General features: G+C 53.0%; 13 protein-coding genes. 7 read left to right on the top strand and 6 right to left on the bottom strand.

The annotated features are described in order from the left end of the window. The first annotated feature begins 211 nt into the window (after positions 1–211). From BCV73_RS28160 to BCV73_RS28150, 3 genes are all read left to right on the top strand, one after another. Positions 212–1,228: a phosphodiester glycosidase family protein gene (locus BCV73_RS28160; RefSeq protein ID WP_089549374.1), complete on the top strand. Its 1,017-nt coding sequence runs from the start codon at positions 212–214 to the stop codon at positions 1,226–1,228. A 31-nt stretch (positions 1,229–1,259) separates the two neighbouring features. Continuing rightward, positions 1,260–2,336, top strand: coding sequence for a bifunctional glycosyltransferase family 2/GtrA family protein (locus BCV73_RS28155; RefSeq protein WP_089550446.1), 1,077 nt, complete (start codon positions 1,260–1,262; stop codon positions 2,334–2,336). A 253-nt stretch (positions 2,337–2,589) separates the two neighbouring features. Continuing rightward, positions 2,590–3,177, top strand: a complete 588-nt coding sequence (locus BCV73_RS28150; RefSeq protein ID WP_089549373.1) for a hypothetical protein — start codon at positions 2,590–2,592, stop codon at positions 3,175–3,177. A 110-nt stretch (positions 3,178–3,287) separates the two neighbouring features. On the opposite strand, the gene BCV73_RS28145 is transcribed toward BCV73_RS28150, so the two are convergent. Beyond that, complete coding sequence (locus tag BCV73_RS28145) at positions 3,288–3,980, bottom strand: hypothetical protein (RefSeq protein WP_089549372.1); 693 nt, start codon at positions 3,978–3,980, stop codon at positions 3,288–3,290. A gap of 292 nt (positions 3,981–4,272) precedes the next feature. Between BCV73_RS28145 and BCV73_RS28140 the strand changes: the two genes are divergently transcribed. Beyond that, positions 4,273–5,058, top strand: coding sequence for a hypothetical protein (locus BCV73_RS28140; protein ID WP_143811910.1), 786 nt, complete (start codon positions 4,273–4,275; stop codon positions 5,056–5,058). Positions 5,059–5,137: 79 nt separating this feature from the next. Here the strand turns inward: BCV73_RS28140 and BCV73_RS28135 are convergent, their stop codons facing one another. The 4 genes from BCV73_RS28135 to BCV73_RS28120 form a co-directional block, all read right to left on the bottom strand. After that, the gene (locus tag BCV73_RS28135; RefSeq protein ID WP_089549370.1) at positions 5,138–9,184 is read right to left on the bottom strand and encodes a glycoside hydrolase family 10 protein; all 4,047 of its coding nucleotides are present in this window, start codon (positions 9,182–9,184) and stop codon (positions 5,138–5,140) included. Between the two features lie 212 nt (positions 9,185–9,396). Then, a complete protein-coding gene (locus BCV73_RS34865) occupies positions 9,397–9,810 on the bottom strand; it encodes a DUF6220 domain-containing protein (RefSeq protein ID WP_143811909.1) in 414 nt (137 codons plus the stop codon). Beyond that, positions 9,807–10,298 carry a DUF6022 family protein gene (locus tag BCV73_RS28125; protein WP_089549368.1) on the bottom strand — a complete coding sequence of 164 codons (492 nt, stop codon included), beginning with the start codon at positions 10,296–10,298 and terminating at the stop codon, positions 9,807–9,809. Before BCV73_RS28125 ends, BCV73_RS34865 begins: the two co-directional genes overlap by 4 nt. Before the next feature lie 24 nt (positions 10,299–10,322). Further along, positions 10,323–10,757, bottom strand: coding sequence for a DUF6526 family protein (locus BCV73_RS28120; RefSeq protein WP_089549367.1), 435 nt, complete (start codon positions 10,755–10,757; stop codon positions 10,323–10,325). Between the two features lie 245 nt (positions 10,758–11,002). On the opposite strand from BCV73_RS28120, the gene BCV73_RS28115 reads away from it, so the two are divergent. Then, entirely contained in the window at positions 11,003–11,587 is a 585-nt protein-coding gene (locus BCV73_RS28115; RefSeq protein WP_089549366.1) for a TetR/AcrR family transcriptional regulator, read from the top strand. A 253-nt stretch (positions 11,588–11,840) separates the two neighbouring features. Then, positions 11,841–12,728 (top strand): ADP-ribosylglycohydrolase family protein, encoded by an 888-nt coding sequence (locus BCV73_RS28110; protein WP_089549365.1) that lies wholly within the window; start codon positions 11,841–11,843, stop codon positions 12,726–12,728. Between the two features lie 72 nt (positions 12,729–12,800). On the opposite strand, the gene BCV73_RS28105 is transcribed toward BCV73_RS28110, so the two are convergent. Next, complete coding sequence (locus BCV73_RS28105; protein ID WP_089549364.1) at positions 12,801–13,979, bottom strand: epoxide hydrolase family protein; 1,179 nt, start codon at positions 13,977–13,979, stop codon at positions 12,801–12,803. Positions 13,980–14,120: 141 nt separating this feature from the next. Between BCV73_RS28105 and BCV73_RS28100 the strand changes: the two genes are divergently transcribed. After that, entirely contained in the window at positions 14,121–15,062 is a 942-nt protein-coding gene (locus BCV73_RS28100; protein ID WP_089549363.1) for a helix-turn-helix transcriptional regulator, read from the top strand. The last annotated feature ends 174 nt before the right edge of the window (positions 15,063–15,236 follow it).

Genomic DNA, 15,236 nt, shown 5'->3' with positions numbered 1-15,236 from the left:
AGCTGCAATAGATTTCTCCTCTCTTTTTTTAAAAATATTTCCCTACATATACGCTTCGAACCAAGATGAGGCCATGCCGCTCTATGGCCACCTTCTTCAGATCCCCGCTTTTTGCACCATTCCATCAGCTTCATATCCCATTTAAGTTCCATTTAAATATTCGGGTTTACTCTAGGGCTATCCCATTACAGCCACAAGGAGTAAATCATCCATGAACAATAAGAAAAAGAAGTCCAAGCGCATTCTGCTCATCAGTCTCACGCTGTCCGTTGCCACAGTCGGCGGTATCCTGTACGGGCTGGCCGACCGGTATTTGATCCCGCATGTGGAGGAGGTTGTTGCCCAGCCCAGCACGGCAGAAGCCATATCGTCGTCCGCTTCCGGTAGGCAGTCGGCGAGTACAACGAAAACGGCTGCTGCGAATACATCGACGAATACAGAATCTGCGGCATCCACGGCCCCGGCGGTAAACGCAACCTCTGACGATTGGAACTACAAGAGCGATAACGTCGATATTTCGATCAAGCAAGTGGAGACCGGTACAGGTGCAGATAAAATGACGTATTACGTCGCCGATGTTCAGCTGAAGAGCGCGTCCAACCTTCGGACAGCCTTCGCGGACAATTCCTTTGGCCGCAACATTACCGAGCATACCTCGGAGATCGCATCCGCCAACAATGCCATTCTTGCCATCAACGGGGACTACTACGGGTTCCGGAATGACGGCGTCGTCATCCGTAACGGCACCTTATACCGTGATGAGCCTGCGCGTGACGGATTGGCGCTGTTCGGTGACGGCACCATGAAATCGTATAACGAGGAGGAGGTTTCCGCCGAGGATTTGCTTGCCCAAGGGGTAACGAATACCTTTTCGTTTGGTCCGGTTCTGGTGAAAGACGGCAACGCGGTGCAGGACTTCGATAACGTCAAAATCGATACCAACTTCGGCAACCGCACGATCGACGAGGCCAATCCGCGGACGGGGATCGGCATCATTTCGCCGAATCACTACGTGTTTGTCGTGGTGGACGGGCGGCAGCAGAATTACAGCCGGGGCATGACGCTGAACGAGTTTGCGAATCTGTTTGAGGACCTGGGAGCGACCGAGGCCTACAATCTCGACGGCGGCGGTTCATCGACCATGTACTTTATGGGCCGGATTGTCAACAGCCCTGGGGGCAAAGGCCAGGAGCGCGGCGTCAGCGACATTATTTATGTTGGCGAATAACGGACCGACGAAGCTGAAGGAGGCTACCGACATGACAACCGTATTGATTCCGGCCTATGAGCCTGACGAGAGACTGCTGCAGCTGATTGCTGACCTGAAAGCGGCTTGCCGCTGCAGGATCGTCGTGGTCGATGACGGCAGCGGAGAAGCTTATGGGGAGCTGTTTCATTCGGCTCGCGAGGCCGGCTGCATCGTGCTGACCCACGACCACAACCTTGGCAAAGGGCGGGCCTTGAAGACCGGCTTCGCCTTCCTGAAGAAGGCGGGTGAGACGGGAGGGATCGTCTGCGCGGACAGCGACGGACAGCACCTTCCGGCCGATATCGTCCGGATTGCCGCGGCGGTCGATGAGCACCCCGACCATATCGTGCTCGGTTGCCGGCATTTTACCGGCAGGGTACCGCTGCGAAGCCGGTTCGGCAACCAAGCGACACGCTTGGTATATGCCCTGACGACCGGCCGCTCTGTCACGGATACGCAGACGGGCCTGCGCGGCTTCTCGCCGGCGATGCTGGACTGGCTGTACAGCATTCCGGGCAACCGTTTTGAGTATGAAATGAACATGCTGCTGCAGGCACGCGGAGACGGCTATCCGATCCATGAGGTGCCCATTGATACCGTCTATTTGGAAAAAAACAAATCGTCCCATTTCCGCCCGGTGGCGGACTCCATCCGGATCTATGCCCCTATCCTAAAGTTCTGCTCTTCGTCCGTACTCTCGGCGGGACTGGACTTCCTGCTGCTCTTCGTGCTTCAGTTCGTTACCGGCAGCCTGCTGGCCGCCGTAGTCGGTTCGCGGTTGTGCAGCGCCATATTCAATTACGCCATGAACCGGCGCTATGTATTTGTGAAAAAGGACGCCCCCCGGCTGATCGAATCGGCTCCGAAATATTTTGCGCTGGTCGCGCTGGTCATGGGATTAAATTACGGGTTGTTGGTATTGTTCCACGAAATGGTGGGGATTCCGCTTTTTATCGCCAAGCTGCTCACCGAGGGCTCCTTGTTCGTGTTCAGCTACTGGTGCCAGCGCAAATTCGTGTTCCGTTCCCGGTCGCAAGCCGGGGGAAGGCCGCCCAAAGCTTATGTTAAGAGATATAAGAAAGTGTGAGCCTCGTATATTTCGGGTTCCTTATATCGCAAGAGAAAAATCGCAAGAGAAAATTTGAACATCAAAGGATGAATATAAGATAAGCCACCGGGTTAATGGCCCCGGTGGTTTTTTCAGTTCTCCGGGACAGGGAGTTAGAGATGGACGTCTGCTCATATCAAGCCATTGATATATTAGTAGAGGAAAAGTTTACCTTGTGGTATAATCTGGGGCTGGTATTTCAAAAAAACAAAACAAAGGATGGTGAATGCGAATGAAAAAGCTTTTATCCCTGTTATTGATCGTTTGCCTCCTGATGCCTGCAGCGATCGTGTCGGCCAAATCAAGCGAGCCTGCAGCTAAAACCTACGCTAAGCTTTATCTTGGCAAGGATGCATCCAAACTACCCATTAAGCTGAACAATGGGCTCGTCGTCGATAAAGAGGACGTGGATGGGCTGGGTTATTTGCCGGTCATCAAGTTGAATGGAAAAAAGGTATGGCGCGAAGCGGATGATTTATGGATCAATACGAACGGCACCGTACAATTTACAGTGACATCCGGCGGAGACACGTACTTGTTGTATCTGTCGGGGGCTACGGGTGGAAGTGCGGTCGACATCGTGGGGGTTCACAAGAACGGAAAAACATTTCTTAAAAAATCGTTTGGCGGCGTCGGCGTTGATGCAAAATTTATATCAGCCAACACCATTCAGGTGGAAATTGAGCGGGACAACAAAAAGTGGAATCCTGAAAGGGATCCGAATGCGGCAAGGCATACCGGGATTTACGACGTCACGGTGTATCAATTGTCAGCCAAAGGTTTAGCTAAGCAAAAGCAGTTTGTGAAGAAAGTTGGTTAGATCGATGCCTACGTAGAGTAGTTAGTTAGCCGCTAAGGGCGGGCCATGATACATAGAAGAGCGATCCAATATGGACCGCTCTTTTTCGTCGATTTGCTGTTCGAACAGGTTTAACCTCTATTAAATTCCTCGTTTAAACGGCTAACGTAATGTTCCAGCACGTAGTCCCTCACAAATTTTTCCTTAGCCTCGCTGTCCTCTTTCCTTTGAAACAGCACGTTCCTTTTCGTTCGTTCCGGCGCAGGCTTGTTAAGCCAGAGCTCCAAGGCCTCGCTCTCCAGCTGACGCTTCACCCTTCGTTCCGTTAGGTGATCCGCCTGTTTCCGGCTCTGGGCTTGAACCGCTGGGGACAAGGACGCCGCCGCTTCGGTCTGCTTCATAAGGAGCTCGGTAAGACGTTCGACTTTTTCCTGCTCACGCTGCAGCAGTTCGAGCAGATGCTGATTAAATTGCTCCTGGTTATTAAAGCGATCGATCACGGATTTCTCCAGTTCTGACAAGGCTTCGGCAAGATTATCGCTCACGCGCTCATCCTTATGGACGCTGGTATCGCTCACGGTCGTGATCGTGGATGACTGGCCCAGCAGCACCTCCTCGACCTGCTCCCCGTTCAGCCCCTTGGAGTATTCGTCACGGATCCGGGCCAGCGTGGGAATAGACGCGGAAGATATCAGATAACTTTTATGCTGCTTTTTCGTATGCAAGTGATGTCCGTGCCGGTCCATGTATCGCCTGATTGTTGGCTGAGGGATTTCAAGCTGTCCCGCCAAATCGGAAACTTTCAGCCATTGCTCATCGCTCATGTGCGCTCACTCTCCCATCATCATACGCTCATAGCTGATATATTCTGGACGCGGGGGGCTTTTTCCTTCGAGCGTGGAGCAATTAGGCTCGCTCAATCATTCACGGCTGGGGTGGCTGGACTTCAAGAGCCGGATTATTCAGTCCTCGGCATTCCCTAGGCGTTACTTCTCACGATTAGCAGCGTTTATAGATAAGAGGTTACGATATTTTCAAATCATAACAACTATTTCTTAAATTATATGGAAAATAGAACGTATATCATGATGTGCATCAACTAGCGAAAGTGAGAGGATGGTCATTAACAAGCTCGCATTATTTTCAGCTTCGATTTTAATGTTCGGTTTTCTTGTGGGTTGCAGCAAAGATCAGACGATAAACAGTCCCTCAACAGGTACGGAAGCAACAACAAACTCTCAGGTAACAACACATTTGCAACAAGAGTCTCATGTGGACAAGACGGATCCGTCACTGGATACGAAATCTTGGTCTTCGGAGAACAAGGAGGTAAAGCTGACGCCGGTTAAGGAAGGGCAATATTCGTATGAATCTGTAGCCGTTGATGTGAATGGTGTGAACAAGGCATTCGACTGGAGCTTTTCGACGATTGAGGACCCGCGGATTTACTACACGGATGTTACCGGCGACGGGAAGGAAGAAGCGGTGATCATCCTTAATAAGGGAAAAGGGACAGGACTGAATATTGATGAATTACATGTGCTGGATGGGAGGGATCTCTCCGAAATCCAAGTGCAAAGCTACCAGGAGATTGTCGCCGGCCAGATCGAAACGGGGGTTACCCGGAAAAATGATCAGACTTTGGCCATTAAGGTAAAGTCACAGGGAAAAGAACATCAATTTGATTATCAGGTTGCCGGTATAAACTTTAAACAGGACAAGCTTAGTTTTGGCGGCGTCGTCTATTATTGGATGAAGAATCAACAAATCGTCACCACGTTAGGTGTGAGCGTTGGCATTTCTCCGCAATACGTAGGCGATTTTCAGATCACCTATAAATTCGATCAAGCAGAAAATAAATTGATTGCTGATCAAATCAGATTTGAGTCAGTTCACAGATAAGATGATCTGGGGTTAAAAAAGGAGACACCGGTCAACTAACCGGCGTCTCCTTTCCATTTCAAAGCATGACTCCCCAATGCTACAACTTCCAAATCCGATACAAAATGACCGCCGCCTCAGCCCGGGTAAGCGGACCTTGCGGCGCGATCTTACCGTTGCTGCCGGTGACGATGCCGGCTTTCACGAGCGCAGCCGCACTATCCTTGGCGTAGCTTGCAATGCTTGCGGCGTCGGCGTATGCGCTCAGGCTTCCACTGCCCCCAACTGTTTTTCCGGCAGCGGCTAAAGCACGTGCAGTGAGCACCATCATCTCCTGGCGGGTGATCGGGCTGTCTGGCTTGAAGGTACGGTCTGGCAAACCAACCGCAATGCCCAGCTCATTGGCAGTGTTCAGCTCGCTACGATTATAAGCGATTGGATCGACATCACTGAATGCGGTTTTCGGGCTGCCTGTACCTTGGAGCTCCAGCGCCCGAACCAGAAGGGCTACGAAGTCGGCCCTTTTGATTAACGCTTCAGGAGAGAAGCGGCTCTCGGACATTCCATGGATGACTCCGCGGGCGGCCATGGCGTCAATGGCTGGCTTGGCCCAAGGGACATTTTGCAGGTCTGTGAAGGCCGTGAACGCATAGGCGACCGCATAAGTACTGAAATGGGTGGTGTGGAAAACCACCGTTCCGGTGGCGGCATCATAGCGGCCGTTAGGAATAGGGGTCGCCTGGCCTTGGCCGTCGACATACCAAACTACAATCTGATCCGGATGGCTTAACTCCTCAGCAGTCGGCTTGTATGGGATTTCCACCGTCACAGGCGCTGCAGGATTGCTCCATTCCAAGGTTCTGCCGGCTGCTGCAAGGCTCAGCTCGATCACCGGACGGCTGCCGATCCGTTCACGATCGGCTGTGCTTAGGTTCAAATGGTCCGTCGAGGCGGTTCCGATGCGGACGGATACCTGCCCGGATAGATCTGTCTGATTGGATAGCATGCCGCTTGGAATTCGAATGATTGCGGAATCCGTCTTCAGCAGCAGCTCAAAGGATTCTTTTCCACTAAGGCTTTGAGCCGGAAGCTGGACTTCAACGGAACCGGTGCCGGGTAGCTTTGCAGTCTCGATCACGATTTGCTTCTTCCCGCTGCCTGTCGCCGCCGCTTGCTCCAGCGCTTTTTTCAGGTTGTCCGCAGAAATGGTACTCACGGCACGTCCGTCTTGGATTTTCGCTTCCGGCTTGATTGTAACGACACCATCGGTGCTTACGGTAATCCCGGTCAGCGGGCTGCCGCCGCCATTGCTGTTATTGCCGCTGCTGTTGCTGCCATTATCGCTTCCGCTATTGCCGCTGTTTCCGTTACTTCCGCCGTTGCCACCGTTGTTTCCGCCACCGCCCTCATTGCCCGAGCCATTGTCGCCCGGATTGGCGGGTTTGCCGGTGAGGGTCAGTACGCCGAACACGGATGGATCCTGGTAGCCGTTACCGGTCGTGTCGTTCCAGGCGGCGACGCTTTGACGGGCGCCGTCCTTCGCGTCATTGATCTGGGCGTCGAAACCAAGCTTCAACTGATTGGCTGGCGTTACCGTTTTGAGTGGAATTTTCATTTCTACTGTATAGTTTGTACCGGCTATTTTGGTCGCCGACTCGAAGCCATCTGCGATCTTGGGCGGATTAAAGGAAGTTTCGTTATCAAAATTAATGCGGAACTGCCCGTCGTCATCCTGGTAGAACGTAGTTTTTGCGTTGTTCTCGTCCAGGAAAACTTCGACGGAGTCCTGCTCCCATGCGTTCGTGCTGGATTTGTCCAGCTGAGCGTCGCTGACCTGGATCAGCACGTACAGGTTGTGGTCGTCCCAGAGCGCTTTGGCTGTGCCAGTCGCGCCCTGCCACGCCATCTGATAGCGGTTGATCGGCATGGCGGCCGCTTGGTTCCATACCGCGTCGACCGTCCCGTCAATCACCGGCGTGCCGTACGCCGCGGTGGATTGGTTGGCATTGCCCGACTCGGGCGGGTGCTCCGTCATAAATTTGTCCGGATCAATGACGCCGTAGTATGCTGGCTTGGCTTGAAGATTTTTATCAAACAACAACGGGTTGGAAGAGGCCCTCCAGCTTGTACCGTCGTCCATCCCCCAGAAGGTGACCCGGCTGATGTCGGCGGCATGGTCCTTGAATATCTTCATTAATTGCGCGTACAAGTAGCCCTGGGCGTTGGCCAGCTTCTCGGGGAGCTCGTAGTTGCTGCCGGCCTGGATGTCCTGCTCGCTGATGCTGACCTCGACCCCTAAGGAGATGAATTTCTCCAGGGAAAGCTTCACATTTTCCGGATTCGTGTTCACATTGTAGTGCCCCTGCATGCCGACACCGTCGACCAGCTTCTTGCCGGGATGTGCTTCGGCATATCTGTCGTTCATGGCTTTGACCATGTTATAAATGGCCTGGGCCTTATTCTGGTTGTCTTCGTTATAATCGTTGTAATACAGCTTGATATCCCAATCCGGATGATCGTCCAGCACTTCCCTGGACGCAAGGAACGCCTGCTCGACATAGTCCGGCCCGATCGCGTTATACCAAGGGGATTTGCGCAGCGACTCTTCCCAATTTGCCGGATTTGGCGGGTTGTCGTTCATCGCTTCGTTGACGACGTCCCAGGAGATCACCTTGTCGCCGAAATGCTCCATGACGGTTCGAATATGGGTCCGCAGGTTGTCCAGCGCTTCCTCGCGGCTCAGAGGGACCGTGTTACCCTGTGCGTCCTGAGCCGTATTCATCCACGCCGGCGACTGCTGATGCCATACCAGCACATGCCCGTGCATCTGCATGCCTGCAGCCCGAACTTTATCGACCATGGCATCGGCTGCGGTGAACGTGAAGCTGCCCTTCGTCGGCTGCAGCGCATCCGGCTTCATGGCGTTCCCCGCCGTGGCGACGTTGTGATGCATGGTTAACAGCTCCAGCCGTACGCCTTCCAGATCCTCCGCCGAGATGGCGTTTCCGATCAGAAAATCGTTTTGGTACGCGTTCTTGAGAGGGACCAGATCCTTCTGGATTTCAACCGGCTTCGAGCCGGTTTTCTCGAAGCTGATATCGTCGATATAAAAGGAGGCTTCCGCGTTACTCGAACTTTCCACGTAGAGGGTCAAGTATTCGCCGCCCACGCTGTTGTAACGGTAAGTTCCTTCAAATTGGACCCAGCCGTCGTCGGTGCTGATCGTTTTCGGGGCCAGGGTCGCATAATTTGCGCTGCCACCGCTGCCGATCTGGGTGGATAGCTGAATCTGGGAGCTGGCGGGGTTGATTAGCTTGACCCAGGCGGATATTTTATACTCGGCGCCTTTATCCACGTATTTCTCCACGCGCAGTGATGGTCCATGCCAGGTAGCGGTCCGTCCTTCCACTTTGAGGGCGTACGCACCGTCCGGTGTGTGGTTGGCTTCATCGGTGACGGTTAGCTTCTCCGTGCCGGATCGGCCTTCAAAGCCACCGGGGGTCTGATCCTCAAAAGTGATCGTGCTGAAAGGCAAGGCAGGATCTCTAGGCGGTTCTTCGTTTCCGCCCCCGTCGGAGTCAGCCTTTTCAGTGATGAGGATGTCGCCTAGGTAGAAGGGGACTGTGGCACCGGCCTCATTAGAGTTGATGCGAAGAGCCTTATCTTTGCTCGTATCCACGGTGAACTCTTTGGTCAAGGTGACCGCTTTGCCGGCCTCATAATCTGCTTCCGCATAATTCCCGTAACTGTCAACCGTTTGGAGCGCTGCTTTGGCATCGGCTGGCACGGCTGCACCGGAATCTACATATACGGCTGCCGTCACGGTGTACGTTTTGCCATTTTCGAGCCCCAGATCGGCAAATTTGAAATCAGCCGCGTCCCAGTTGTTGACTCGGTTGCTTACATAAAGAGCGCCTCCATCCTCATTCCCGTCAAAAACTTTGTCTGATACCTGCTCGAGGTTGGCGCCTCCCGATTGAACGGCTTTGCCCACTCCGTTCGCAAAGGTTTCATGGTATACCACCGTTACCGTACCGGCATCCGGCGACTCTGCATCCGCGCTTACATCCGCGGCCAGCCAGCCCGATGGCATGATCAGAGCCGCGGCGATTACGGCCGAAAAGGCTTGTTTCATCCATTTACTCATTCATTGCACTCCCCCTGCGTCAAATGTTATTTATTAAGCGCTTACATTTTTGCTCGGCGAATCCTCCTTTCCCGCCAAGATGATACCATTCGCCTGAAACGCGCGTCTTACAGCAAATGAAAGGAGATACCGTGCTTTTTTTATATAAATGAATCCGCTGCATCGGCTGGAATGAAAAACGGGCACCTTTCAAGGTGCCCTTACTTGCGTTTTTATCTATCCATGATTAACGATGGGTTCTTTGGGTTAGGATCCCGAAGCGGGCGGAGGATGGCAATACTGCTCCAAAAGAGCATGATCGCAATGACCGGATGCAGCGCGGATAACATACCGATTCGGGATGACAGTACCGCGGTCAGAAACATGCCTATTGTCATGCCGAGCAGCCCTAAACTTCTCCGGATCATTTTGCCGGGCAAACGGGCGGTCCAGGCTAACACAGCCATAATTAGAGGCAGCAAAGAGAAATACCTGGCGAAATTTGCATGGATTAGCCAGTTATCCGGGCTGACGAAGAGGGCGAGCCCAGCGAAAAATACCTGGATTGCGACAGAGATGGTGAACAGCCATGCGAGTGTCATAAAACAGATACGGGCCATCCGCGGATAGGGTCTGTCTACCATCATGACTCACCGTCCGTTCGAGAATTCAGAACATTGGGGTCGGCGTGAATTAGAATATGTGAAATTTCTGAGGGGTCCGTTTCATGGATCGCGTAGATATGCGGCGGTCTGGGCAGACGAAGTTGGGTATGATCGTGAAAAATACGCGTAATCAGCGTACCGAGCGCTTTTCCGCTGTCTTGTTGGACGACGCTCCAAAATCGCCTTTCCCGGTTTTCCCATGGGCCCCAGTGTTCTTCCGATTGAGGAAAAGTCCCCGGCAGAACCGGCTGGGTGACCCATCCCGCCTCTGCGATTTCCGCAGCCAGGGGCTGAAACAGTTTAAAGCAGTAGAAGCCATAAGCGGAATCGCCGCCTTTTGCAAAAATTCGTTCCGTTTCTTCAAGATGCCTTTCCCAAATGGGCTTCCATTGGTCATCGATATATTGCTGGGCATGGGCAGCTAGCACATGCAGGGTCGTCTCTCTTAATGTTTCGGATAGATGCTTCACTTTTCGTCCTCCATTCATTAGGGGTTATGCGCGTTCAAAATCCGCTTTCCAGGCTTTAATGGACCGCTTGATGTGCTCAGGGGTCAGATTTTCTTTCACAGCCTTGTCGCATAAAGCCATCCATTCCTCATCCGGAGCGAATCGCAGCGCAAGAATTTGATTCATTGACAGACGGGGATCAAGCAGCCTGCCGGTGAGTGCGAAGCTGCGTAAGTTTTCCTCGGCCCGAATGGCGCGGTCCTGCACCTTGCAGGCGAACCTCCGGGCGAAGATCATCGTCATGACCGCCATCAGGGAGACCGACACGAACAGCAGCGAGGAAAACAAGGATATCCCGCGCAGCTCTGCGACAAATAAATGGATAATGGAAGCGACCAGCGTAATGATACCTAGGGGCACCAGGAAAAAATGGAACGCCGGAACCATCCTGACGTGAGTTTTATAATTTTGTGATTTCATCGTAAACCTCCTTTCTCGGTATTTTGAGTGAGCGCACACTCATTTGAGGAGGAACGGAGTATCCAGAAATGGAACAGGCTAGCTCAATTTCATCCTCACCGTCGCTATGAGTGAGTACGCACTCATTACTGGCTAAATAAACCCATTCAACCGCAAGATTGGTTGGCTTGACAATGAGTGAGTGCACACTCATAATGGAAGCATAACCAGTAATTACTGCTATGTCAATAGAGTGAGGGATACCATTGGACTTAAAAAATAAAATTGCCGACGCCGCAGAACAGGTGTTATTAAGGAACGGGCTTGCCAAGACGACAACCAAGGAAATCGCCCGGACTGCCGGCTGCTCGGAAGGATCGCTGTATAACCACTTTTCCAGCAAAGAAGATTTATTTGTTCATGTGATCCGTGGACAATTGAAGCATTTGATGAGAACCTTATCGTCGCTGCAAACCATGGCAGGTAAAGACACTGTGCGAACCAATCTGGAGCAGGTTACTCTTGCCGCGCTGGAGGATTTTCATAGCTCCATGCCCCTGATCGGTTCCATTTTCTCTGAACCGGGTCTGCTGCTTCGTCAGCGGGAAGGTTTTGAGCTGCGGAATGAAGGTCCCCACAGGGCCAACGAGGCCGTGGAAGCTTATTTGAATCAAGAGAAGCAGCTGGGCAGAGTCGGGGAGGGCACGGATTCGAGAGCGATTGCCGATTTACTCCTGGGGAGTTGCTTCCAGCATGCGTTTCAAATTAACTTTTTGGGCAAAGAGGAGCCGCCCGAAGAACGGGCACAATTTGCGGCCCGCGTTTTGGATACCTTATCTGCCCTATTATAAATGAACGAACCCAGCTTCCCAAGCTGGGTTTTGTTATCTGTGAACTGCATGCCCAAACGGCAGGTCTCTCTTTTGGATTAGAGATCAGAAAGTATAAACTTCTATGCTAAACATCCTGAATCTCGCAATAAAAATTTCCTCTAAACGCGGTCTGTCTTCATGGAATGTACGTCGATAGATATTTTTAATATAATCATAGCTATTAGAACGACTGGACTTCTTTTCCAGATGATTCAGAACAGGGGGTGTTGGCATGCAGGATCAAATGCTCGAACGCTTGAAGGGCGGCCTCTACGGTGTGGCCGTGGGTGACGCGCTTGGCGGAACGACGGAGTTTATGAGTGTCCGGGAAGTAAAAGCCCAATATGGCTATTTGACGGAGATCATCGGCGGCGGGGTATGGCAGCTCGAACCGGGGGAAGTAACCGACGATACGATGATGACGCTCTGCGTGGCGGAAGGGATTCTGGAAAATCCCGCGGAGCCGCTGGAGGCGATCGGGCGTCATTTTCTCGAATGGTATCAATCGCGGCCCAAGGACATCGGGAACATCATCCGGCATGTGTTTGAAAAATATGAGGGGGATTGGCTCGAATCTGCTTTTATTGCTCATGCAGACATGGGTCAAAGCGGCGGGAACGGCTCATTGATGCGATGCCTCCCGGTTGCGCTGGCTTACAACGACCCGGCTGAGGTTGAGCGGGTAACGATCATGCAATCACGAATGACGCATTACGATCCAAGGTGCGCGGAAGCTTGCGTTATTTATAATCGCATTGCCGATCGTCTATTGCGGGGAGAGGACCTAAGCGAAGCCATCTTGGCTGAGATCAAAGGCAGTGAGTATGAAGGAATGATCGAAGACGAACCAGACTGTCCTCCCAGCGGGTTCGTGGTCCATACATTCCGTTGGGTGCTGCATATTCTGCTTCACGCGACCGACTTCAGCGATGCGGTGCAGCGGGCCGCTAACCTGGGCGGCGATTCCGATACGATTGGAGCGATCGCCGGCGGGTTGGCGGGCATCTATTACGGCTATGAGGGGATCCCGGCGAAGTACACGGATACCATTCTGATCAAGGATCGGCTAGACCGGGTGGTCTCGCAGCTGTATGCGTTGAGGAATTCATCGTCATCGTAAAAAGAAGCCGCAGCAATAAAAGGATAAAAGGGCACCGCTCAGGTGCCACCCTACATCTATCCACTTTAACGGTTACAGTACATTCCGAAAAAACGTACGGATGTCCTTGATCATCAGTTCCGGTGCGTCGATCGCGGCAAAATGCGTACCCCGCTCGAACTCGCTCCAATGCACGATGCGGTTGCCCTGCTCGGCAAAGCGGCGGATCGCCACATCGGATAACTGGAATACCGCGACACCTACAGGGGTTGGCGACATGTCTTTCGGAGCCCAGGCACCCGGGTCGTGTGCGCCTTCGTAATACATGCGCGTAGAGGAGTTTGCCGTTCCCGTCAGCCAGTACAGCATAAGGTTGGTGAGGAACGTATCGCGGTCCACGGCATCGACCGTATCGCCAAAACCGTTAAACAATTCGCAGGTCCAGGCCAGAAGTCCGGCCGGAGAGTCGTGAAGCCCGTAAGCAAGCGTCTGCGGTCTGGTGGACTGGATCATGTTAAACCCGAATCTTTCCTTCATAAAATGCCCCAATCGCCCGACCCGCACCTTCTCGGCATCGGTCAGCGATGCAAATACATCGTCTTCGATAGCCCCGAACGGCACAAAGCCCATGGTCGCCGCGTTGACATGCACCCCGATGACGCGGCCGACGGCGATGCGGCCGATTTCCGGTGCGATCATGGCGCCCATATCCCCGCCCTGCACGCCGTACTGCTCGTAGCCGAGGAGCGTCATGAGCGTATCCAGCGCTTGGGCTGCCCGCGATGGGCTCCAGCCCGTATCGGTTGTCGGGCCCGAGAGGCCAAAGCCCGGCAGCGAAGGGATGACCAGGTGAAAGGCATCTGCGGCATCACCGCCGTACGATGTCGGATCGGTCAGCGGACCGACCAGCTCCAGGAATTCCACAGGGGAGCTGGGCCATCCGTGAATGAGCATGAGCGGCACCGCACCCGGCTCGGAGGAACGAATATGGAAGAAGTGGATGTTCGCACCGTCAATCGTCGTCATAAATTGAGGATAGCTGTTGAGGCGCTGTTCCTGCTGGGTCCAATCAAAGGAATGCTCCCAGTAAGCCGCCATGTCCTTCACAAACGAGAGCGGTGCACCGTAATTCCAGCCAGCCCCCGGAAGCTCATCCGGCCAGCGGGTCATGCTCAAGCGCTGCTTGAGGTCCTGGAGCTCGGCCTGCGTCGTTTCCAAGCGGAAGGGGCGGATCGTACCTGGATTGGTTTGACTACTAGCGAACGTTTTCATTTTTAACATCCTCCTTGGGGTTCTTATGTCTTTATTGTAGGCGCCCCACCTTGACAACAGTATGTCAGCGAGAAATGCAGTGGATATAAAAAGTGATCTTTTTTGTGAATCGCCATTTCTTTGACAAAGGAGAGGGGTAGCTTGAAAGTAGAACGGCTGCTTGGCATTACGATGATCCTGCTGAGCCGGCGCAGGGTGAACGCCCAGACCCTTGCCGATAAGTACGAGGTATCGCTGCGCACGATCTACCGCGATCTCGAGACGATTAACGCTGCGGGCATTCCGATTGTGTCCTATGCGGGAACGGACGGCGGATATGAAATTATGGAGAAGTACCGGATCGAGCGGCAAATTGTCACCTTGGAAGACCTGAAATCGATCCTCGTCGCCTTAAAAGGCGTACAAGCTTCCCTGGATGACCGGGAAATGGACGATCTGCTGACCAAAATCAAGGCGCTTGTCGCCAAATCCGAGCAGGACCAAATGGAGGATGAGGGTGAAACGCTCGTGTTTGACACCAACCTGTGGCATGGAGGAGGAATCAAGGACAAGTCAGTCCTCGTTTCGCTAAGGCAGGCGTCAAAGCACCGGTCGGTTGTGTCCTTCCTATACACCAATTCGGAAGGGACGGCCGAGCAGCGCGAAGTCGAGCCCATTGGCCTGGCTTGGAAGGGGTACGCCTGGTATTTATACGCCTACTGCCGAACCCGTCAGGATTATCGGACGTTTCGGGTTTCCCGATTGAGCGGCTTAAAGGTTCATCTGGAACAATTTCCGTCCCGCGGCGTGCGCATGGAAGAACTGGATGCAAGGTGGGGCAACCAGGAGACCGGCCCTGCCGTTTCTCTCCTGCTGCGTTTTAAGCCGCGGCTGAGCGTACGGGTGGAGGAGGCTTTTGGCGCTGAGAACGTCGAGATAGAAGCGGACGGATCGCTGCTGGTCCGGGCGAGTTACCCGGATAATCATTGGATGTACGGCATGCTGCTGAGCTACGGGCCGGATTTGCGGGTGCTTGAGCCAGCTTATGTAGCCGAGAGGATCCGGCAGATGGCGGTGCAAACGGTGGGGAATTACGAGGATTAAGGCAGAAAATTTACATACGATTATCCGAAGGTCAAATAAGGTCAAAATAATAATTTTCACGATAAATCCACCATAAACCGAGTCAATTCAGGCTATAATCGCGTGTAATCAGCTGTCATCGTTTTTGTCTTTTCACACCCACAGGCATATAATAAAGTCGTAAAGTCAAACAAG

It is taken from the genome of Paenibacillus sp. SSG-1 (genome assembly GCF_002224835.1).
GTDB classification, from domain to species: Bacteria; Bacillota; Bacilli; order Paenibacillales; family Paenibacillaceae; genus Paenibacillus_AQ; species Paenibacillus_AQ favisporus.
The sequence above is the reverse complement of the archived record's forward strand: the minus strand, read 5'-3'. Positions and strand labels throughout refer to the sequence as shown.